Origin of the sequence: Rathayibacter tritici (genome assembly GCF_002932875.1) — a bacterium.
Classification (GTDB): Bacteria; Actinomycetota; Actinomycetes; order Actinomycetales; family Microbacteriaceae; genus Rathayibacter; species Rathayibacter tritici.
The window spans coordinates 1-20013 of the sequence record NZ_PSWS01000043.1 but is presented as its reverse complement, the minus strand read 5'-3'; the positions used below and the strand labels follow the sequence as shown (position 1 = coordinate 20013).

Genomic DNA, 20013 nt, shown 5'->3' with positions numbered 1-20013 from the left:
GATATTCCACACCGACTACCGGCGGCCACTGCGCACCTTCCGAGATGCCTTCAACGCCGTCCGCGGACTCATCTTTTTCACTCGGCAAAAAACCAATTTTGCATAAGCCTCAATGATCGAACGTCGAACGAAGCCGAGCAGGCATGGACACCAAGAACCTCGCCGCACGACCAACTCCTGGTCCAAGAAACGTTGCGCAGCTCACCGCATGACGAACAAAAGCGAACGTGATGCGGCGGGCCTTGGCGGCTTTTGCCTCCTGCGAGGTCGGCGCACAAACCTGTTCCCACTGACCATGACGGTGTCGCTAAGAGATCGCCGTTGCGCTCGACCGCGTCAGGCGCGCGCGGTGCGACCGGCGGCGATCCCGACCCCGGCCGCAAGTGCCAGTTCGAGAGCCGCGACAGCCCCGACCACCAGCGGATCCGGCCCGACCTGCGCGAGCCGTCCCGGCCCTGCGGCCCCCGCCGAGAACCAGGCCAGTAGCCCGAGCAGCAGCCCGCCCACCACTCCACTGCCGGCGGCAGCCGCGGCGCCCCAGCGCAGCAGTGATCGGCCGTCGAGCGCCTCGAGCACGGCGCGACGCATGCGCCAGCCGGCGGCGAAGCCAGCCAGCACCGGCACGAGCAGACCAAGGAACCCGAGGGCCACATCGCCCTGCGGCAGCGCCGCGAGCACCGGGATCGACGGGATCGGTCCGAGCAGCGTGCCTGCCGGGCTCACGGCGGAGCCCGTTCCCAGCGCGAAACCTGGCCCGATCAGCCAGCTCGCGGCCCAGATCACGAGGTTGGGGACGAATGCCACTTGCCCCAGCGTCAGCGTGAACCCGCCGAGCGCCTCGCCGCCCAGTGCCTCGTACAGCGCGACGATGGCGGTGTAATTCGCGACCACAAGCACCGCGACCAGAACAGCCGCTGCGCCGATCACACCCGCGGCGGCCAGAGCACCGCCGCGCAGCGACGCGAGTATCAGGCCGGGTGCGGGCTCGGGGAGGCGGTGCAGAGACTCCGTGACGAACTCGCTGATCCGGTCCCCCTCGCCACTGCCTGCGGAGTGCAGCATCGCTCCGGTGAGTACGCCGAGCGCAAAGACCAGAGGCGGAAGCACCGTCCCTTGCACAGGGTCCACGGTTGCCGCGGAGTCCGAGGAGCTGAGCACGACGAGGAGCGCGAGGAAGAGGTAAGTACCGATCGCAACGAGGATTCCGATGGCGCGGAACGGCGACTCCTGCGCCCGCCTGCCCGTGCGCACGCCGAGGAACACGGTGAGCAGCGAAAAGGCCAGCGGTGCGATGGTCACGGCGAAGCGCTCCGTGCCCCCCGGCAGCCCCAGGGCTAGGGCGGAGTCGGGAGCCAGGCCCGCCTGCAGGTCGGCGCCATGACCGAGTAGCCAGACGTCGGCGGCGATGCGCCAGAACACGCCCCAGTCGACCGCAGTGTCGTACTGCACGGCCCAGAGGAGGGTGAGCGGGACAAGCGGAATCGCGATGCCGATCAGCGCCGAGAGCGCGGCGTCGAAGGCGGCGAGGAGGGCAACGGTGATCCGGTTCATGGGCCTGTCGAGCCTAGCGGCGCCTCACTCCGAGCCCGGTCAGAGGCGCGCCGCCCGGATGCCCTGTCCCCTCGTGTCGAGACGTGACAAGCGCCAGGGACCGACCGAGCGGGCGGGACGCGCAGACGGACGAGATCCCTTGCCGCGGCAGGCGATCTCGTCCGTTCGAGCGTCTCTCGCGACATTTCACGAGAGACGGAAGGTCCTACAGCGCCGCGTAGACCTCGCGGAGCAGGGCAGCCGTCTCGGACGGCGTCTTGCCGACCTTCACGCCCGCGGCCTCGAGGGCCTCCTTCTTGGCCTGCGCGGTTCCGGCCGAGCCGGAAACAATCGCGCCGGCGTGGCCCATCGTCTTGCCCTCGGGGGCGGTGAAGCCCGCGACGTAGCCGACGACCGGCTTCGTGACGTTCCCCCTGATGAAGTCCGCGGCGCGCTCCTCAGCATCGCCGCCGATCTCGCCGATCATCACGATCGCCTTCGTCTCCGGGTCGGCCTCGAACGCGGCGAGTGCGTCGATGTGCGTCGTGCCGATGACCGGGTCGCCGCCGATTCCGATGGCGGTCGAGAAGCCGAGATCGCGCAACTCGTACATCATCTGGTAAGTCAGGGTGCCCGACTTCGAGACGAGGCCGATCGGGCCCTTGCCGGTGATCGTCGCGGGGGTGATGCCCACGAGCGACTCGCCCGGCGTGATGATGCCGGGGCAGTTCGGGCCGATGATCCGGGTCTTGCCGCCCTTCTCCTGCGCGTACGCCCAGAACTCCGCGGAGTCCTGCACCGGGATGCCCTCGGTGATGACGACGAGGAGGCCGATCTCGGCGTCGATCGCCTCGATGACGGCGTCCTTCGAGAAGGCGGGCGGGACGAACGCGATGGAGACGTCGGCGCCGGTAGCCGCCATCGCCTCCTTCACGGTGCCGAAGACGGGGAGTTCGACATCGCCGTGGGTGACGGTCGTGCCGGCCTTGCGGGCGTTGACGCCGCCGACGACATTGGTACCGGCCTTGAGCATCAGTGCGGTGTGCTTGGTGCCCTCGCCCCCGGTGATGCCCTGGACGATGACCGTGGAGTCCTTGGTGAGGAAGATCGACATGCTTGTTCTCTGATTCCTTGAGTCGTCGGGTCCGTTACGCGGCGGCGAGTGCGGCGGCCTTGTCGGCGCCCTCGTCCATCGTCGCGGCGAGCGTGATGAGGGGGTTGGCAGCGGCCTGGAGGATCGCGCGGCCCTCCTCGACCTTGTTGCCGTCGAGGCGGACGACGAGCGGCTTGGTAGCCGAATCGCCGAGGATCTCGAGCGCCTGGAGGATGCCGTGGGCGACCGCGTCGCACGCGGTGATGCCACCGAAGACGTTGACGAAGACGCTCTTGACCTGCTCATCACCGAGGATCACGTCGAGGCCGTTCGCCATCACCTGAGCGGAGGCTCCACCGCCGATGTCGAGGAAGTTGGCAGGCTTCACGCCGTTGTGCTCCTCGCCGGCGTAGGCGACGACGTCGAGGGTGGACATGACGAGGCCTGCGCCGTTGCCGATGATGCCGACCTCACCGTCGAGCTTCACGTAGTTGAGATCGTTCGCCTTGGCCTTGGCCTCGAGCGGGTCGGCGGCGTCCTTGTCTTCGAGCGCGGCGTGCTCGGCGTGGCGGAAGCCGGCGTTCTCGTCGAGCGAGACCTTGCCATCGAGCGCAACGATGTCGCCCTCCTCGGTCAGCACGAGCGGGTTCACCTCGACGAGCGTGGCGTCCTCGCCGGTGTACACGTCGTACAGCTTCACCAGGACGGGGGCGACCTTGGCGATCAGCTCCTCCGGGAACTTCGCCGCGCGAGCGATCTCCTCAGCCTTGGCCGCATCGATGCCCTGGCCGGGGACGACCTCGACGCGTGCGAGCGCGTCCGGGCGCTCGACGGCGAGCTGCTCGATCTCCATCCCGCCCTCGTAGGAGGTGAGCGAGAGGTAGGAGCGGTTGGCCCGGTCCAGCAGCACCGAGAAGTAGAACTCGCGGTCGATCCGTGCACCGCCGGCGACCATGACGCGCTTCACCACGTGGCCCTTGATGTCCAGGCCGAGGATCGACTGCGCCGCAGAGAACGCGTCCTCGGGGGTCTTCGCGACCTTCACGCCGCCCGCCTTGCCGCGGCCGCCGATCTTCACCTGCGCCTTGACGACGGTGACGCCGCCCAGCTTCTCCGCTGCGGCGCGCACCTCCTCCGGCGTGTCGGCGACGATGCCCGGGAGCACGGGGACGCCGTACTTCTCGAACAGATCACGGGCCTGGTATTCGAAGAGATCCACGCTGCATTCCCATTCCGCGCCGAGCGCGCTTGCGTTTCGAGTTCGAGGTGGCCCGGACGACGCCGGAGTCTCGGCACTGTCCCTGGGCCGCCCTGAGTCTACTCCGCACCCGCCGGACGCTCCCCGTGCCGCTGCTCGGTGCCGGCCGCACGCCCGCCGAGCGCGGCCGCCGCCGCTGCGCCCTGCTGCGGCCGCGTAGCGTGGTCGCATGTCGTCGGTCTCAAGCACCCCGGACGTCTTCCGCGAGGGCGTGTTCCTGGTGGCGGGCGCGCGGGCGATCCTGCTCCAGATCGCGCACCCTGCCGTCGGCCAGGGAGTCGCCGACCACTCCGACTTCGTACGGCGTGCGGCACAGCGCTTGCACGGCACCCTCTCGTTCCTCTACGTCCTGCACTACGGCACGGCGGAGGACGTGCGCGCCGTCCGCCGCCGGGTCAACCGGGCACACGTCCCCGTCCGCGGACCCGGCTACACCGCGTTCGATCCGGAGCTGCAGCGCTGGGTCGCTGCGACCCTCACCCAGTCGATGCTGCAGCTGTACGAGGGCGCGTTCGGCGCGCTCACCGAGGAGCAGGCGGACGACATCGTGCGCCGCTCCGTCGTTGTCGGCGCGGCCCTGCAGATGCCCGAGGAGCTCTGGCCCGACTCCCGCGCCGCCTTCGACGCCTACTGGCGGCGCGAGCTGGGACGGCTCGAGGTCACGCCGGCCGCCCGCCGCGTCGCCCGCGACCTGCTCGGACCGGGCATCGCCGCCTGGTACCTGCGCCCGCTCGGCCCCTACCTCCGCCTGATGACCGCCGGGCTGCTGCCCGCCGAACTGCGCGAGCCGTTCGGTTTCCACTGGAGCGCGCGACAGGAGGCGCGGTTCGAGCGGGCGCTCGCGCGCACCTTCGCCGTCTACCGCCGCCTCCCCGCGGCCGTCCGCACAGCGCCGAGTCGCTACTACCTCGCCCAGGTCCGCCGCGACGCTCAGAAGCCGGCTACGACCTCCCAGCCCGCGTAGGCCGCGATCTCCAGTCCGAGCGCCTGCGCCGCCGCTCGCGCCTCGTCGACCCCGCGCTCATCGCGCACATCCACCGTGATCGGCACGCTGTCCCCGAACCCCGCGATCTCGACCCGCGCACTCGTCGGACCGCTGTAGAGAGGCACGTGCGCGTCCGCCGTCCGCGCTCCGACCACGCGCGACCCGGTCGCCTCCGCGATCACCGCCAGAGCGAACGGAGCGGTCACGACGGCGTTCGTATACAGCGTCACCTCACCGCGCATCCGCGCCTCCCGTCGTCCGACCCGCGGAGCCGGGCCGCAACACTTCGACTGTAGGCAGCGGCGGGCACCGTCCGCACCCCCTTCCGCCCGGCGCCCGGATGCGTGGTCCCCGCTCGCGCGCGCTGACCATCAGGTCGCATGGCTCGACGCGGCCCCTCGGCAGATCTACGGTGGAGCACCCGGCATCCGCCGTGGCGGTCAACGACGACTGGAGCCCCGATGAGCAGCACCGAACCCCGCACGGCCGAGGCCCCCGCCGCTCCCCCACCGCCGGCCGCCGGCATCGGCACCCTCTCCGTCGCGGCGATCCTCGCGGAGGCGGCACGGCGCACCCCCGACACGATCGCCGTCCGCGCTGGCAGCCAGGCCGTCGACTACGCGACTCTCTGGCGGCAGACCCGCGCCTATGCCGGAGCGCTGCGCGCTCGAGGGATCGGCCCGGGCGACCGCGTGGCGCTGCTGATCCCGAACGTCCCGGATTTTCCGCGCGGCTATTTCGCGGTGCTCGCGCTCGGCGCCGTGGTGGTCCCCGTGCACGCTCTGCTCAAGCACGACGAAATCGCCTATGTCCTTCGCGACTCCGGAGCCGCCGCGCTGATCTGCGCGGCCCCTCTGCTCGCCGAGGGCGCCGCGGGAGCGGATCTCGCCGGGGTGCCCGTGCTGAGCGTGATGGTGCCCGACGGCGCCGACTCACTCCCGCCGCGCCTGGAGGACCTCGCCGCCGCCGCGACCGCGATCGACGGCTACGTGCCCCGCTCCCCCTCCGACACGGCGACAATCCTCTACACCAGCGGCACCACCGGTCGCCCGAAGGGGGCGGAGGGGACGCACGTCGCGATCGTCTCGCAGTCGGACGTGCTTCTGATGAACACCTTCGACCTGCACCGCGGCGACGTGGTGCTGGGCGCGCTGCCGCTGTTCCACACTTTCGGGCAGGTCTGCGCGATGAACACGGCCTTCCGCACCGCCGCGACCGTCGTACTGGTGCCGAAGTTCGACGGTGATGCCGCGCTCGAGGCGATGATCGCCCACAGCTGCACAGTGTTCGAGGGGGTACCCACGATGTATGTCGCCCTGCTCGACGCGGCGACCCGACGCACGGACCGGCCGCCGCTGCGCTACGCGGTCTCGGGAGGCGCGGCTCTGCCCGTCGCCGTGATCGAGCGGTTCCGCGAGGTGTTCGGCGTCGAGATCTATGAGGGCTACGGGCTCACCGAGACGTCCCCGGTCGCCACCTTCAACCACGTCGGGGTTCCGCCCCGGGCGGGCACCGTCGGCACACCGATCTGGGGCGTCGAGGTCGAGGTCGCCCGGCCCGACGTCGCCGACCGCATCGAGCTGCTCCCGCGCGGCGAGCTCGGCGAGATCGTGGTCCGCGGTCACAACCTGATGAAGGGCTACCTCGGCAATCCGGCGGCTACCGCGGAGGCTGTCGTCGACGGCTGGTTCCGCACTGGTGACCTGGGCACGAAGGACGACGAGGACTACGTCCGCATCCTGGACCGGACGAAGGACATGATCATCCGCAACGGCTACAACGTGTACCCGCGGGAGGTCGAGGAAGTGCTGATCGGGCACCCGGCTGTGCAGAACGCAGCGGTCTTCGGCATCCCGGACGAGCGTCACGGCCAGGAGGTGATGGCCGCGGTGATCCTCGCCCCGACCGCGACCGCCACGGCCGAGGAGCTGATTGCCCACGCGAATGAGCACCTCGCGGCGTTCAAGTTCCCGCGCCGCATCGAGTTCGTCGACGCGCTCCCCCTGGGCCCGAGCGGCAAGGTCCTCAAGCGCGACCTCGTCGCCCGCTACACCGGCTGACCCTCCCCGCGAGATGCCACTTGAGTACGCCCGGCACGGCGTGTCGCGCACGTAAGTGGCATCTCGCGGGGCTGCTGAGGGGGGAGGGCGGGGGTTAGGCGAGGAGGGACCAGACGGTCCAGGCAAGGAGGGTGCCGACGGCGGCACCGGCCAGCACCTGGGCGGGGGTGTGCGCGTCGAGGTGCACTCGCGACCAGAGCACCCAGAGCACGATCGGCACGCTGATCAGCAGGGAGAGCGGGCCGTAGCCGATCAGTACGACGACGGCGCAGGTCGCGACGACCGCCGCGTGCCCGGACAGCTTCCACACGAGATTGACCAGGCCGACGGCGAGCACCACCGCCACTGTCACCACGCCGAACGTCGTCACCGCCACGGGAGCGCCGAGCAGCGCGAGAAGCACCAGCCCGACCGCGATCGAGACCAGCGCCAGTCCGATCGGCAGCGCCCGCTCGCGCCGGTCCGGGATGTGGTGGTCGCCGTGGATCCGCCCGCTGCGCAGCAACAGTCGGATGAACAGGTAGGGCACCGCCCCCACGAAGAGCGCCGCCAGCGCGCCCCACGCGACCCCGAGCAGAGGGGGATCCGCGACCCGCGCCCCGACCACGACCGGCACGATGACCGCGAGGACCGCCGGTGAGAACGCCTCCGTCGCGAACCGCGCCGCCGCGGTGCCGCCCACCACCGGGCTAGATCTTCTCGATCGGCGCGACTTTGATCAGCAGCTTCTTCGCCCCGACCTGATCGAAGAGCACGTGCGCGACTCGCTTCGAGCCCTCGCCGGTCACCGCATTCACACGCCCCTCGCCGAAGTCGGTGTGCCGGATGCGGTCGCCGGCGATCAGCTCGAGGTCGCCGTTGTCGCGCACCATTCCCGTGATCCGGTTGGGGAATTCGCCCTTCGCCTTCGGAGCCGCGGCGAGCGCCTCCCGAAACTCCGTATTCGAGCGCGACCGGCCAAAACCGGGCCGTTGCGCATTGAGCGCCCGGGGTTGAGTGCCGCCCCGCGAGGTCGCCGCGCCCGGCGACTGCCGCCACTGGATCAGCTCCCCGGGGATCTCGTGCAGGAACCGGCTCGGCATCGCGACCGAGGTCTCGCCGTACTGGGCGCGAGTCATCGCGAGTGAGAGAAAGAGCCGCTTGCGGGCACGGGTGATGCCCACGTAGAACAGCCGCCGCTCCTCCGCCGGGCCGCCCGGCTCGTTGGCCGAGATGCGGTGCGGCAGGAGGTCCTCCTCGATACCGGTGAGGAACACGGCGTCGTACTCGAGGCCCTTGGCCGTGTGCAGGGTCATCAGGGAGACGGTACCGGAGTCGTCGTCGAGCTCGTCGGCCGCGGCGACCAGGGAGACCTCGGTGAGGAAGTCGACCAGTCCGCCGTCGGGGTTGTTGCGCGCGAACTCCCTGGTGACCGCGATCAGCTCGTCGACATTCTCGGCGCGCGCCTCGTCCTGCGGGTCGCGGCTCGCGCGGAGCATATCGAGGTATCCGCTGCGGGTGAGTAGCGCCGTCAGCACCTCGTGCACCTTCGCCTCGCCGCCCTCCCGGGCGGGGTCGAGCATCAGCGCGCACTCGTCGAGGAGAGTCGCGAGATCCACGATCGCCTTCGTCACCTTCGGGCCCATCCCGAGCGAGCCGGCGTTGCGCATCGCCTCGCGCAGGGTCACCGCGTTGGTGTCGGCGAACGACTGCAACTGCGCCTGGGTCGCCGGGCCGATGCCGCGCTTCGGGGTGTTCATAATGCGCCGCAACGCAAGAACATCGGCCGGGTTCGCGACGGCGATCAGATACGCCAGCGCGTCCTTGATCTCGGCACGCTCGTAGAACTTGGTTCCGCCGAGGATCCGGTACGGCAGTGCCGAGCGGATGAAGATCTCCTCGAGCGCCCGGGTCTGAGCGTTGGTGCGGTAGAAGACCGCGATCTCGTCATAGCCCGTGCCCGCCGCGTGCAGGCGTGCAATTTCGTCGACGACGAACTGCGCCTCGTCGTGACCGGAGTACCCGGTGTAACCGACGATCTTCTCGCCGTCGCCGCTGGAGGACCACAGGTTCTTCGCCCGTCGGTCGAAATTGTTCGAGATGACGGCGTTCGCGGCCGAGAGGATGTTCTGCGTCGAGCGGTAGTTCTGCTCGAGCAGGATCACGCGGCAGCCCGGGAAGTCGCGCTCGAATTCGACGATGTTGCGGATATCGGCCCCGCGGAACGCGTAGATCGATTGGTCGGAGTCGCCGACGACGGTCAGCGAGGCCCCCGGGATCGAGCCGTCGGCCGTGACCGGGCCCCGATAGGGCCGGTCGAACCGGGCCGCCGAGATGGTCGCCGGCGGAACGGGACGGGTGAGCTCGTGGATCAGCGAGTACTGGGCATGGTTCGTGTCCTGATACTCATCGACCAGCACGTGCCGGAAGCGGCGCTGGTACTTCGCGGCGACGTGCGGAAAAGCCCGGAAGAGGTAGACCGTCTGCGCGATCAGGTCGTCGAAGTCGAAGGCATTCGCTCCTTCGAGCGCCCGAGAGTAGGCCCGGAAGACCTGGAGAAACATCTCTTCATTCGGGTCGCTGAGGTTCGCCGTCCGCGCGTAGGAGTCGACGTCGGCCAGCTCGTTCTTGAGCTTCGAGATCTTCGCGGAAGCGCTCGCCACGGTGATCCCGAGCGAGTCGGCCTCCAGGTCTTTCACGATGCGCTTGAGCAGCGCCCGCTGATCTCCCGAGTCGTAGATCGTGAACGAACCGGTCATGCCGAAGTTCTCGGCCTCGCGGCGCAGGATCCGCACGCACGCGGAGTGGAACGTCGAAATCCACATTCCCTCGGCGCTCTGCCCCACCAGCTTCTCGACGCGCTCGCGCATCTCGGCCGCGGCCTTGTTGGTGAAGGTGATCGCGAGGATCTGACTCGGCCACGCCTCGCTGTTGCCCAGGAGGCTCGCGATGCGCCGCGTCAGCACGCTGGTCTTGCCCGACCCCGCCCCCGCGACGATCAGTAGGGCGTCCCCGCGGTACTCGACCGCCTCGCGCTGCTGGGGGTTCAGCCCTGCAACCAACTGCTCGTGCGCCGGGTCGACGCGGGGCGCCTCCGCGGGGCCGCCGGGGGGACCGACGATGACCGGGGTGGCGCGGGAGTCGCTCGGATCGAAGAGAAAGCTCATGTCCCTCCGAGTGTAGATCGCCCCTCCGACACCGGGACCGGGTCAGGCGCTCCGCGGCCGCGGCACGGACGAGGTGAGCGCCCCGCCGACATCCAGACCGCGCCAGGCAAGCGAGAAGCCGAACACGGCGAGCGTCGAGGTCGATACCGCCAGCAGCTGCAGCAGGGCGAAGGCGGTGAGGTCTTTCGTGTCATCCGGGTAGTACTGGATGCCCTGCACCGCGAGCGCCGCGAGCAGCACCACCACGACCACCGAGCACGCCAGGAGCAACCGGTTCACGCCGCGTCGCGGGTGCTTGCGCGGCGCCCGGCCCACTTGGGCACGCGTCGTCAGCCATGCGCAGGCCACGGAGGCGGACGCGAGCGCGACGAGGTCGGCCCCCAGGACATCGCTCGCCCGATGCCAGGACGCGGCCATCGTCAGATTGCCGACCAGCACGACGACCGCTCCGCCCAGCGCGAGCACGACGGTGCGAGCCCGGCCCGGCACCACCATCGCCAGGGCGAAGACGACCGAGACCGCCGCTGCGGTGTGCCCGCTGGGGAAGCTGCCGCCGGTGTACCAGGCGTCGGTGTCGACCAGCTCGGGCCGCTCGAGCACCACGTTCTTCAGCAGCTGAGTGAGACCGGCGGTGACCACGATGGAGCCGACGGACGCGACAGCCAGCGCGGGCCGCCGCCGGATCAGCGCGATCGCCGCGACGAGCAGCGCGCCGACGACCATCGAGAGGGGAGTGACGTCGGCCAGGGCTCCCGCCGCGGTGCCGGTGGCCCGGCCGAACACGAGATCGGCCCCGCGGAGCCCCGAGTTCTCTACGCCCTGGCCCTGCGGAGTGAGGACGGCGAGCCAGTAGACAGCGGCGACACCGATTGCGGCGAGGACGCCGGTGGTGATCCAGCGGCGGGTGATGCGGTCACGGGTGGACACGGGCCTCCTCTCGAACGGGAGTTGCGGGCATAGTGTCTCGATGATGTCAGCGCAGGCTCCGCATCCGCCCGTCGCGCGCCGGAGGTCCCGCGATTCACGCCGCGCGTGCGCTCAGCCGCGGCGCCGGCGCTCCAGCTCGGCGGCTCGCGCCTCGATCGCGAGGTCGGGCTGATCGGCGAAGACGCCGTCGACTCCGCAGCGGAGGATCATCGCGAATTCCTCCTGCCAGGCACCGAACTCCGCCGGATCCTTTCCGCGACGGTGCACTTTCTCGAGGAAGCGGTTCTCGGCGCGCAGGGTCCAGCAGTAGACCTCGAGCCCGACGTCGTGGGCGTCCGCGACCAGCCGACCCGCCCCGGTGGCCCGTCCGGCCGCGTCACGGGAGAAAAGCATCTTCTTATCGACGCTGATTCCGTCGACGACACCGACGAGAGTGCGCAGCCCCGCCGGTGTGGTGAAGGCGGAGTAGGGAGTCGCCGCGGCGCCGTGGGCGGCGACCAGGTCGGGCGGGGCTCCTCGCGACTCGAGCAGGTAGACGCGGCGGGTGCCGACTCCGCTCACCGCGAGCCGCTCCAGCACGCTCTTCTCGAAGCTCTCGATCGTGAGCCGCGGATCGCGCGGACCCCAGCCCGCCGCAGCGAGCTCCTCGCGCACCAGCACGTCGAGCGGCAACCCGATCCCCGCGAAGTAGGTCGCGTGCTTGATCTCGGCCACGAGCCCCGGCGGCGCGAGTGGATCATCCTCGGCCGCCCGGTCCAGAAGCGCCAGCAGCTCGCTGAAGCGCAGCAGGGGGAACTGCCCGTCGAAGGTGGCGCTGGAGGGGCGCACCGCAGGCAGCCGCTCGCGGGCGCGCAGCACCGAGAGCTCGTCCCAGGTGAAGTCTTCGGTGAACCAGCCAGTCAGCTTGCGGCCGTCGATCCACTTGGTGGTGCGCCGCGAGGCGAACTCCAGGCGCCGCTCCACGTCGGTCGTGCCCGAGATCTCGTTCTCGTGCCGGAGGAGCAGAACGCCGTCGCGAGTGGCCACGAGATCGGGCTCGAGCGCGTCGGCGCCGAGCGCGAGCGCCAGCTCGTAGGCGGAGCGGGTGTGCTCGGGGCGGTAGCCGCTCGCGCCTCGGTGACCGATGACGAGCGGGGACGGGCGCGCGGGCATGCGGGCATCCTACGGGCGGCCTGATACGTCTCGCAGCGGAGTCGAGGTCCGCTCGAAGAGAACAGCCAGACTCTGAGAGGCGCTCTCAGATAAGGTGGTGGCCATCGTCGCGGTTCTTTCGGGAACGAGCGGCGCACCCCGCACCCACAGCGACTCAGATCCGCGAGTTCCTTCGGAGACCAGCGCACCTGAGAGAAGAGGAACCATGGCAAGCAACAACCCGGCCTTCGGACGCCCGGAGTTCAGCAACCGCGGCTACGCCGGCCGCGTGCAGGACCTCCCGGATGTCTCTCCCGGCACCCTCGACCAGATGTACAGCCGTCCGGCCGCCGGGTCGGTCGAGACCGATCGGATGACCGTCGAAGACACCCTCGCGAAGACGGCGCTCGCCTTCGTCGTGCTCCTCGCGGGTGCCGCCGTCGGCTGGTTCGTCCCGCAGCTGATGCTCCCGGCCGTGCTCGTCGCACTGGTCCTGGGCATCGTGAACGCGTTCAAGAAGATTCCGTCGCCCGCACTGATCCTCGGCTACGCCGCGACCCAGGGCATCGGCGTCGGAGCGATCTCCCGCTTCTTCGAGACCAGGTACGAGGGAGCGGTCGTCCAGGCCCTCCTGGCCACCGTCATCGTGATCGGCGTCACCCTGGCGCTGTTCATGAACGGCAAGATCCGCACCTCGCCGAAGCTCAACAAGATCTTCTTCATCGGCATGATCAGCTACGCGGTCTTCTCGCTGGTCAATCTGGGCTTGGGCCTCTTCGGCGTCGGCGGTGGCTTCGGTCTGCGCACCGGCTTCATCGGCATCGTGATCGGCCTGATCGCCGTCGCGCTCGCCACCTACTCGCTCGTGATGGACTTCGAGTTCATCCAGCAGGGGGTGCGCAACCGCCTCCCCCGCATCTACGGATGGACCGGCGCCTACGGCATCCTTGTCACCGTCGTGTGGATGTACCTGGAGCTGCTGCGCCTCATCGCAATCTTCCGCGAGTAGCACGGCCCAGCATGTCCGACGGGCGCTCGACCTCTGGGTCGGGCGCCCGTCGTCGTCTGCGCTCCCCCGTCCGGCTCGCCGCCGCTCGACGTACTCTGCCCGCAGGCCTGGCACGATGGAGTAATGAGTGTCGCCGTCGGCTCCCGCGTCGTCGGCCTCGACGCCGCGCGCGGGCTGGCCGTACTCGGGATGTTCGCCGCCCATCTCGCACCGGTCGAGACCGAGATGCTCTGGAACGGACGCAGCTCGGTCCTCTTCGCCGTGCTCGCCGGAGTGTCGATCGGGTTGATGACCGCAGGCGCCGGACGGTCCCTGCGGCCCTGGCACGACACCGGATCGATCCTGCTCCGCGGGCTGTACCTCCTCGTCCTCGGCATCGCCCTCACGATGCTTGGAACGCCCATCGCGGTGATCCTGCCGCACTACGGAGTGATGTTCCTCGTCGCCGCGCTCCTCCTCTTCCTGCCCCGGGCGCTTCTAGCCGTGCTGGTCGCGGTGGCCGCGATCGCCGGGCCTCTCGCGGTCGATGCGCTGACCAGCGCCGGCGGCTCGTGGCTCTCGACGCTCTCGCCCGACGAGGCCCTCCTGGCCGCGCAGCCTCTGACCTGGCTCACCCAGTACTACCCGGTCCCGTCATGGCTGGCCTACGTGGTCCTGGGCCTCTTGATCGCGCGCTGCGACATCCGCTCTGCGACCACCCAGCGCTGGGTGGTCGTCGGCGGTGCCGTCTCGGTCGTGCTCGGCTACGGCGGCGGGCTGCTGCTCGGCGGTCCGGAGACAGTGGAGGCGCATGCGAGCACCACGGCCGAGCTGCTCGGCGCGGGCGGAGTCGCCTGCGTCGCCATCGGCGCGCTGACGGCCCTCCTGCAGCGGCTACCCCTCCTGGCCCGGGCCGCGACTCCGCTCACCGCCGTCGGCGCCATGCCGCTGACGATCTACTCGCTGCAGCTCGTCGCGCTGGCGGTCTACCTGGTGCCCTACGAGCCGTTCGACTTCGAGACGTGGCGCAGCTGGCCGCTGCTCGGAGTGTTCGCCATCGGCTCCCTCGCCGCCGCGCTCGTGTGGCGGCGCTTCGTGGGGCAGGGTCCGCTGGAGTGGCTGCTCGCGCGCGCGTCGCTGCTGCCGCGGGGTCAGCGCCCGGCGCTGAGTTAGGGTGGCCGGATGATCACGCGTCGCGAGGCCGCTCAGCGCCTCGACATCCCGCTCGAGATGGCGACGCGGCACGGCATCCCCATCCGCCTGTCGGAGGAGGAGTTCGCCGCCCTCGAACAGGATCCACCGCCCTGGCTGGTGCAGTCGCGAACGAATCGCACGGGCCGGCGTCCGGTGTGGGTGACGCTCGACTGCACCGTCTGCGGCCGCTCCGAGGCCGCCCGCCCGAAGAAGTGGTGGCCTGAGTTCACCTTCCTCGTCTGCGAGGACCACTCGTCGGCCTCCTGGCCGCACCACCCCGAAGGCCACCGCCGCGACGAGTACGACGGCATCGGCACCCGCTTCATCGGAGTCCTCGACACCCCCGCGTAGCCCTCCCCTCCCGGGTCGACACCGTGCGCCCCACCGCACGATTCGCAGGACACCGCACGATTCGCAGGACTCTGCGCGATTCGCAGGTCTCTGCACGTTTCGCAGGACACCGCACGATTCGCAGGATCGGCTCATTCCTCGGAGCACTTTTCGCCGCAGGATCCGCCTCCGCGGCCGAATCCCCTGCAAATCCCACCCGCGCCGGTCAAGGAGCGCCCCACGCACCCAAGTCCCCCTCCCGCCGACCCCCCGCGGGGCTACTCCCACTCGATGGTGCCGGGCGGCTTGGACGTCACGTCCAGCACGACCCGGTTCACTCCGCTCACCTCGTTGGTGATGCGGTTGGAGATGCGGGCGAGTAGGTCGTAGGGCAGGCGAGTCCAGTCGGCGGTCATCGCGTCCTCGGAGGAGACGGGGCGCAGCACGATCGGGTGACCGTAGGTGCGGCCGTCGCCCTGGACGCCGACGGAGCGGACATCCGCGAGGAGGACGACCGGGCACTGCCAGATCTCGGAGTCGAGACCGGCGGCGGTGAGTTCGGCGCGGACGATTGCGTCGGCGTCCTGAAGCAGGTCGAGCCGCTCCTGGGTGACCTCGCCGACGATGCGGATGCCGAGTCCCGGGCCGGGGAACGGCTGGCGTCCGACGATCGCCTCGGGGAGGCCGAGCTCTCGGCCGATGGCGCGGACCTCGTCCTTGAACAGAGTGCGCAGCGGTTCGACGAGCGCGAACTGCAGGTCCTCCGGGAGTCCGCCGACGTTGTGGTGCGACTTGATGTTGGCGGTACCGGTGCCGCCGCCGGACTCGACGACGTCGGGGTAGAGCGTGCCCTGCACGAGGAAGTCGATCGATTCGCCCTCACCCTTCGCCTCCAGCACGAGCGCTTCGGCAGCCGCCTCGAACGTGCGGATGAATTCGCGTCCGATGATCTTGCGTTTCTGCTCCGGGTCGCTGACGCCGGCGAGCGCGTCGAGGAACTGCTCGCGCGCGTCGACGGTGACCAGGCGGACACCGGTCGCGGCGACGTAGTCCTCCTCGACCTGGCGGCGCTCGTCCTTGCGGAGGAGGCCGTGGTCGACGAACACGCACGTCAACTGGTCGCCGATCGCGCGGTGCACGATCGCAGCAGCGACAGCGGAGTCGACCCCGCCGGAGAGACCGCAGATCACGCGGCCGGTGCCGACCTGCTCGCGGATCACGGCGACCTGGTCGTCGATCACGTTCGACGAGTTCCAGTCGGCGGGGATACCCGCGGCACGGTGCAGGAAGTTCTCGATCACGGCCTGGCCGTAGGCGGAGTGCTTGACCTCCGGGTGCCACTGCACACCGTAGAGGCGCCGCTCGTCGTTGCCGAAAGCGGCGACCGGGGTGGAGGTGGTGGAGGCGAGGACCTCGAACCCCTCGGGCGCCTGAGCGACCGAGTCGCCGTGGCTCATCCACACCGTCTGGTCAGCGGGCTGCTCCCCGAGGAGCACGCCGCCCTCGGTCGAGATCGCGGCGTCCGTCGCTCCGTATTCGCGCAGCCCGGTGTTAGCGACCTCGCCGCCGAGCGTCTTCGCCATCACCTGGAAGCCGTAGCAGATGCCCAGGACGGGAACGCCGAGATCGAAGATGGCCGGGTCGAGCTGGGGAGCGCCCTCTTCGTACACGCTCGAGGGCCCTCCGGAGAGGATGATGCCGACCGGAGACTTCGCCGCAATCTCGGCGGCCGTGGCGTTCGACGGCACGATCTCGGAGTAGACGTTCGCCTCGCGGACACGGCGGGCGATGAGCTGGGCGTACTGGGCGCCGAAGTCGACGACGAGGACGGGTTGCGCGGCGAGATGCGGCTGGGGAGCGGTGGGCTGCTCGCTAATGGGGGGCCTCCACGGAGTCGGACGGGGTCTTCGGGTCGGTGCCGGCGCTTCGGCGCTCGAGGTACTGCTCGACCTCGCGGGCGATGCGGGTCTCGACGAAGAAGGAGAGCGTCGGCACCACGCCGCCGAAAGCGATGAGTACGAAGCGGGCGAACGGCCAGCGCATCAGGCTCCACAGGCGGAAGTCGGCGAAGAGGTAGACGACATAGAACCAGCCGTGCGCGATCAGGATGCCGGTGGAGACGTTCGCGCCGGTGCCGCTCGACGCGTACTCGCCCCCGGGAACCTCGTACATCGGCGCGACGTGCAGCACGCCCTGCTGGCCGAACGCGAACAGCTCGAGGTGGAAGACGTACTTCAGGAGCATCTCGGCGCAGAGCAGGAGCAGCATCACGCCGGTGATGATCGAGGTCACCCGGTAGAAGCGCAGCGCGCTGCGGATAGCAGGGAACTGCGCAGGCTTGGGCTCGAGGGGCATGGCGACCAGTTTACGGTGCGGGGGCGGGCGCCTCGGCCCGAGCGCGCTCCTCGGCATCGAGCGCCTCCTCAGCCTCACGCTCCCAGGCGTCCTTGACCAGGCGGAACCAGAGGTAGAGGGCGAAGCCGGCGAACACGACCCACTCGATCGCGTAGAAGACGTTGAGCCAGTTCAGCGAGACGTCGCTGACCCGCGCCGGGGAGTCGATGGCCTCCAGGCCCGCGACTGGCTCGTTGACGACGACGTAGCCCTGGTAGACGTCCCGCGGCGGGTCCGGCCAGCGGTTCACGAGCGCGGGGATCGAGAGCGCGGTGAGCGTCATCGGATCACGGCCCTCGGCCGGCGCTTCCGCGGCCTCGTTCGCGACGAGGCGGCCGGAGAAGGAGGAGGGCGCCTGCTCGCGTCCGCTGTTCAGCGCGTCCGCGACGGACTGCGCCTGCGCCTGGTCCCGGGTCCAGCCGTACGCGAGCACCAGATCGGCTTCAGCGGTCCGGGTACGGGCGATCACCCACCAGCCGGGCTCCTCGCCGTTGAGGCGGCCACCGAGGATCTCAGCCCCGCCCGGCACGAACGCGGAGGAACCCTCCACGCGCTGGCCGTCGGCGGTGGCCGTGATCGAGCGGGAGGGGGTCGCGACCTCCAGAAGCGGAAGGGTCGTCTCCGATGCTCCGGAGTCCGGCGCGGCGGCCTCGACCGCACGCCCGACCTGCCACTGGCCCAGCCCGGCGAAGAGCCCGGCGATCAGGAGCGCGAGCAGCAGCGCGGCGATCCAGCGCGGGCGCCTGGCCACCTGCCAGAGCGTGCTCTGCGTCATTCGTCCCTCGTCCGCCCTCGATCCGCCCGGTGTCCCGCGGGCCCCAGGAAGCCTAACCCGTGGGAGTGGGAGCCCCGTGGATCAGTAGTCCGGCTCCCGGGGGCGGCGGGGGCGGGAATCGTCGGCACCGTCGGACTGCTGCATCGCCTGGTCGATCAGGGCCTGCCGCATCGGATCGGGGAACTCGTCATCGAGCTCATCCGGCTCCGCGGGGCGTCTCGGAGCAGCGGAGGCCTCCTCGGCGGCGGCGACTGCGGGCGCGGCCATCGCGGCCTCCACGAGCGCGAAGTCCTCGTCGTCCATCGCCGATGTCGCCGCCGGTGCCGCGCGGTGCCTCCTGCGCGAGAGCAGCGCGCCGATGCTCTCGGAGCGTGAGGCCAGGATCGGGCCCACGATCGCCATGATCAGCACGTACAGGCCCGCGAAGGGTTGAATCCGCTCGTCGAGCCCTGCCGAGAGCGACAGCGTCGCGAGGATGAGCGCGAACTCACCGCGGTTGTGCAGGATGAACGCCGCATTCAATCCCGCCCGCGGCCCGAGCTTGTTCAGCCACGCGACGAACTGCCCGGCGCCGAGATTCAGCACGATCGTCATCACCGCGGCGATCAGCACCGGGACGACCACGCTCGGGAAGGCGCCCGGGTCGAGCCCCAGCCCGAAGTTGACGAAGAAGAAGGCGCCGAAGACATCGCGCAGCGGGATCGCGATGTGCTCGACGCGGGAGCGGAACCGCGTCGCTCCGATCACGAGGCCGATCAGGAACGCGCCGATCGCGTCCGTCACCCCGAGGACCTCGCCGATACCACCGAAAAGAAGGGCGAGGCCGAAGAACAGGATGGTGAACAGCTCGTCGTCGCGGGTGCGGAACACGCGCGAGACGACCTTCCCGCCCCAGCGGGCGACCGAGAACATCACGACGAGGAACGCGAACGCGATGAACAGCTTCAGCACGACCGGCCACGGCTCGGTCTCGCCCGAGAGCACGACGGACACGATCGCCAGGTACACCGCGATGAAGATGTCCTCGACCACGGTGACGCCCAGGATCATCGGCGTCTCGGGGTTCGCGAGGCGCTTGAGCTCGATCAACAGCTTGGTGACGATCGCACTCGAACTCGTGGCCGTGATGCCGGCGATGACCAGCGCCTCGCGACTCCCCCAGCCCAGTGCGAACCCGAAGCCGAGGCCGACAGCCATGTTGACCGCGATGTACGAACCGCCGGAGAGGATCAGCCGCCCGGCGTTGCCGAAGAACTCGTCCTGGTCGAACTCGAGGCCGAGAGTGAACAGCAGCAGGATCAGGCCGAAGACCGCAGTGAGTTCGATGTAGCTCGACTCGAAGTCGAGCGGAAAGAGGTGGAAGTTCGGACTCGCAAGGAGCCCGACGACCATATAGATCGGGATGGCCGGAAGTCCGATCGTCCTCCCCAGACGGCCCAGGACGTAGGCGACGACAAACAGGAGGCCGAGGACGATGAGGTCTTCGCCGTGGTGCATCCTCAGGCTCCGGGCGGGGCGTCGACCGTCTTGGCGAAGCTGCCGGTGCGGAAGAAGGCGAACGCCTTGGCGACCTTCTCGGGGCTGCCCGCGACCACGAGGGTGTCGCCCGGGAAGACGCGGAAGTCGGGGGCCGGCGCCGGGTTCGCGGCGTCCCCGCGGACGACGGCGACGACGGTGAGGCCGACGATCCCGCGGTCGGCGGGCTTGCCGAGCTGCTGACCGGCGATGTGGTCGTCGTAGTCGACGGTGAACCAGTCGATCGAGAGGCCGGGGATCTGGTCGAGCGCGGTCAGCGACTCCGTGATCTGCGTGCCGCCGAGCAGCTCGGCGAGCGTGTGCGCCTCGTCGTCGCTCAAGCGGAGCGACACCTTGGCACCGTCCTGGTCCCCCTCGGCGAAGGTGATCAAGTCGCTGTGCCCGGAGCGGTGCGCGATGACGCCGACCTTGCCACCGTCCGCGGTCAGGAACGTGTGCAGCACCCCGACACCGGGCAGTTTGACCCTGCGGACCTCGACCATGCGTGCTCCCTCCGCGCCGTGTGGCGCTCCCACTCGGGACTCCCAGCTTAGGCGCGCGTGCCTCCCTCCTGCCGAGGGAACCCCCACCCGTCCAGGGAGCCCGCTGATCGTGGCTGCCTCGACGGTCCGGGGTTCCCTCGCTATCCACAGGGGGGTGGGGGTTTCCACAGATTGAGGGGAGGGA

General features: G+C 69.9%; 18 protein-coding genes. 5 read left to right on the top strand and 13 right to left on the bottom strand.

Annotated elements, in window-relative coordinates; translation table 11 throughout:
- Positions 1-336: 336 nt before the first annotated feature.
- The 3 genes from C5D07_RS06860 to sucC all read right to left on the bottom strand — a co-directional run bounded on the left by C5D07_RS06860 (position 337) and on the right by sucC (position 3842).
- The gene (locus C5D07_RS06860) at positions 337-1551 is read right to left on the bottom strand and encodes a cell division protein PerM (protein ID WP_068251675.1); all 1215 of its coding nucleotides are present in this window, start codon (positions 1549-1551) and stop codon (positions 337-339) included.
- 205 nt (positions 1552-1756) lie between these two features.
- Positions 1757-2644, bottom strand: a complete 888-nt coding sequence (sucD, locus tag C5D07_RS06855; protein ID WP_068251673.1) for a succinate--CoA ligase subunit alpha — start codon at positions 2642-2644, stop codon at positions 1757-1759.
- 34 nt (positions 2645-2678) lie between these two features.
- Entirely contained in the window at positions 2679-3842 is a 1164-nt protein-coding gene (gene sucC, locus C5D07_RS06850) for an ADP-forming succinate--CoA ligase subunit beta (protein ID WP_068251670.1), read from the bottom strand.
- A 208-nt stretch (positions 3843-4050) separates the two neighbouring features.
- On the opposite strand from sucC, the gene C5D07_RS06845 reads away from it, so the two are divergent.
- Positions 4051-4845: an oxygenase MpaB family protein gene (locus C5D07_RS06845; protein WP_068251666.1), complete on the top strand. Its 795-nt coding sequence runs from the start codon at positions 4051-4053 to the stop codon at positions 4843-4845.
- Here C5D07_RS06845 and C5D07_RS06840 read toward each other — a convergent pair.
- A complete protein-coding gene (locus C5D07_RS06840) occupies positions 4812-5072 on the bottom strand; it encodes a Rossmann-fold NAD(P)-binding domain-containing protein (RefSeq protein WP_146076786.1) in 261 nt (86 codons plus the stop codon). The genes C5D07_RS06845 and C5D07_RS06840 overlap by 34 nt on opposite strands.
- A 255-nt stretch (positions 5073-5327) precedes the next feature.
- Between C5D07_RS06840 and C5D07_RS06835 the strand changes: the two genes are divergently transcribed.
- The gene (locus C5D07_RS06835; RefSeq protein ID WP_068251661.1) at positions 5328-6926 is read left to right on the top strand and encodes a long-chain-fatty-acid--CoA ligase; all 1599 of its coding nucleotides are present in this window, start codon (positions 5328-5330) and stop codon (positions 6924-6926) included.
- Positions 6927-7020: 94 nt separating this feature from the next.
- Here C5D07_RS06835 and C5D07_RS06830 read toward each other — a convergent pair whose 3' ends face one another.
- The 4 genes from C5D07_RS06830 to C5D07_RS06815 form a co-directional block, all read right to left on the bottom strand.
- Complete coding sequence (locus C5D07_RS06830; RefSeq protein WP_068251657.1) at positions 7021-7611, bottom strand: phosphatase PAP2 family protein; 591 nt, start codon at positions 7609-7611, stop codon at positions 7021-7023.
- Positions 7612-7615: 4 nt separating this feature from the next.
- A complete protein-coding gene (locus tag C5D07_RS06825) occupies positions 7616-10072 on the bottom strand; it encodes an ATP-dependent helicase (RefSeq protein WP_068251654.1) in 2457 nt (818 codons plus the stop codon).
- Positions 10073-10114: 42 nt separating this feature from the next.
- Positions 10115-10999 (bottom strand): phosphatase PAP2 family protein, encoded by an 885-nt coding sequence (locus C5D07_RS06820; protein ID WP_068251652.1) that lies wholly within the window; start codon positions 10997-10999, stop codon positions 10115-10117.
- A gap of 111 nt (positions 11000-11110) precedes the next feature.
- Positions 11111-12151, bottom strand: a complete 1041-nt coding sequence (locus C5D07_RS06815) for a glycerophosphodiester phosphodiesterase family protein (RefSeq protein ID WP_104259001.1) — start codon at positions 12149-12151, stop codon at positions 11111-11113.
- A 205-nt stretch (positions 12152-12356) separates the two neighbouring features.
- Between C5D07_RS06815 and C5D07_RS06810 the strand changes: the two genes are divergently transcribed.
- From C5D07_RS06810 to C5D07_RS06800, 3 genes are all read left to right on the top strand, one after another.
- The gene (locus C5D07_RS06810; protein ID WP_104259000.1) at positions 12357-13139 is read left to right on the top strand and encodes a Bax inhibitor-1/YccA family protein; all 783 of its coding nucleotides are present in this window, start codon (positions 12357-12359) and stop codon (positions 13137-13139) included.
- A 123-nt stretch (positions 13140-13262) separates the two neighbouring features.
- The gene (locus tag C5D07_RS06805) at positions 13263-14291 is read left to right on the top strand and encodes a DUF418 domain-containing protein (RefSeq protein ID WP_068251649.1); all 1029 of its coding nucleotides are present in this window, start codon (positions 13263-13265) and stop codon (positions 14289-14291) included.
- Positions 14292-14300: 9 nt separating this feature from the next.
- The gene (locus tag C5D07_RS06800; protein WP_068251647.1) at positions 14301-14663 is read left to right on the top strand and encodes a hypothetical protein; all 363 of its coding nucleotides are present in this window, start codon (positions 14301-14303) and stop codon (positions 14661-14663) included.
- 257 nt (positions 14664-14920) lie between these two features.
- Here the strand turns inward: C5D07_RS06800 and guaA are convergent, their stop codons facing one another.
- The 5 genes from guaA to C5D07_RS06775 form a co-directional block, all read right to left on the bottom strand.
- A complete protein-coding gene (guaA, locus tag C5D07_RS06795; RefSeq protein WP_068251645.1) occupies positions 14921-16519 on the bottom strand; it encodes a glutamine-hydrolyzing GMP synthase in 1599 nt (532 codons plus the stop codon).
- Positions 16515-16997 (bottom strand): DUF3817 domain-containing protein, encoded by a 483-nt coding sequence (locus C5D07_RS06790; RefSeq protein WP_068256941.1) that lies wholly within the window; start codon positions 16995-16997, stop codon positions 16515-16517. Before C5D07_RS06790 ends, guaA begins: the two co-directional genes overlap by 5 nt.
- Before the next feature lie 10 nt (positions 16998-17007).
- Positions 17008-17811 (bottom strand): SURF1 family cytochrome oxidase biogenesis protein, encoded by an 804-nt coding sequence (locus C5D07_RS06785; protein ID WP_068251643.1) that lies wholly within the window; start codon positions 17809-17811, stop codon positions 17008-17010.
- Between the two features lie 81 nt (positions 17812-17892).
- Positions 17893-19308: a cation:proton antiporter gene (locus tag C5D07_RS06780; protein ID WP_068251641.1), complete on the bottom strand. Its 1416-nt coding sequence runs from the start codon at positions 19306-19308 to the stop codon at positions 17893-17895.
- Positions 19309-19310: 2 nt separating this feature from the next.
- Positions 19311-19829: a cation:proton antiporter regulatory subunit gene (locus tag C5D07_RS06775; protein ID WP_068256939.1), complete on the bottom strand. Its 519-nt coding sequence runs from the start codon at positions 19827-19829 to the stop codon at positions 19311-19313.
- Between the last annotated feature and the right edge of the window lie 184 nt (positions 19830-20013).

Coding starts and splice junctions, on each gene's coding strand:
- C5D07_RS06860 (WP_068251675.1), bottom strand. CDS start 1,551: ATGAACCGGATCACCGTTGCCCTCCTCGCCGCCTTCGACGCCGCGCTC.
- sucD (WP_068251673.1), bottom strand. CDS start 2,644: ATGTCGATCTTCCTCACCAAGGACTCCACGGTCATCGTCCAGGGCATC.
- C5D07_RS06845 (WP_068251666.1), top strand. CDS start 4,051: ATGTCGTCGGTCTCAAGCACCCCGGACGTCTTCCGCGAGGGCGTGTTC.
- C5D07_RS06835 (WP_068251661.1), top strand. CDS start 5,328: ATGAGCAGCACCGAACCCCGCACGGCCGAGGCCCCCGCCGCTCCCCCA.
- C5D07_RS06825 (WP_068251654.1), bottom strand. CDS start 10,072: ATGAGCTTTCTCTTCGATCCGAGCGACTCCCGCGCCACCCCGGTCATC.
- C5D07_RS06815 (WP_104259001.1), bottom strand. CDS start 12,151: ATGCCCGCGCGCCCGTCCCCGCTCGTCATCGGTCACCGAGGCGCGAGC.
- C5D07_RS06810 (WP_104259000.1), top strand. CDS start 12,357: ATGGCAAGCAACAACCCGGCCTTCGGACGCCCGGAGTTCAGCAACCGC.
- C5D07_RS06805 (WP_068251649.1), top strand. CDS start 13,263: ATGAGTGTCGCCGTCGGCTCCCGCGTCGTCGGCCTCGACGCCGCGCGC.
- C5D07_RS06800 (WP_068251647.1), top strand. CDS start 14,301: ATGATCACGCGTCGCGAGGCCGCTCAGCGCCTCGACATCCCGCTCGAG.
- C5D07_RS06790 (WP_068256941.1), bottom strand. CDS start 16,997: ATGCCCCTCGAGCCCAAGCCTGCGCAGTTCCCTGCTATCCGCAGCGCG.
- C5D07_RS06785 (WP_068251643.1), bottom strand. CDS start 17,811: ATGACGCAGAGCACGCTCTGGCAGGTGGCCAGGCGCCCGCGCTGGATC.
- C5D07_RS06780 (WP_068251641.1), bottom strand. CDS start 19,308: ATGCACCACGGCGAAGACCTCATCGTCCTCGGCCTCCTGTTTGTCGTC.
- C5D07_RS06775 (WP_068256939.1), bottom strand. CDS start 19,829: ATGGTCGAGGTCCGCAGGGTCAAACTGCCCGGTGTCGGGGTGCTGCAC.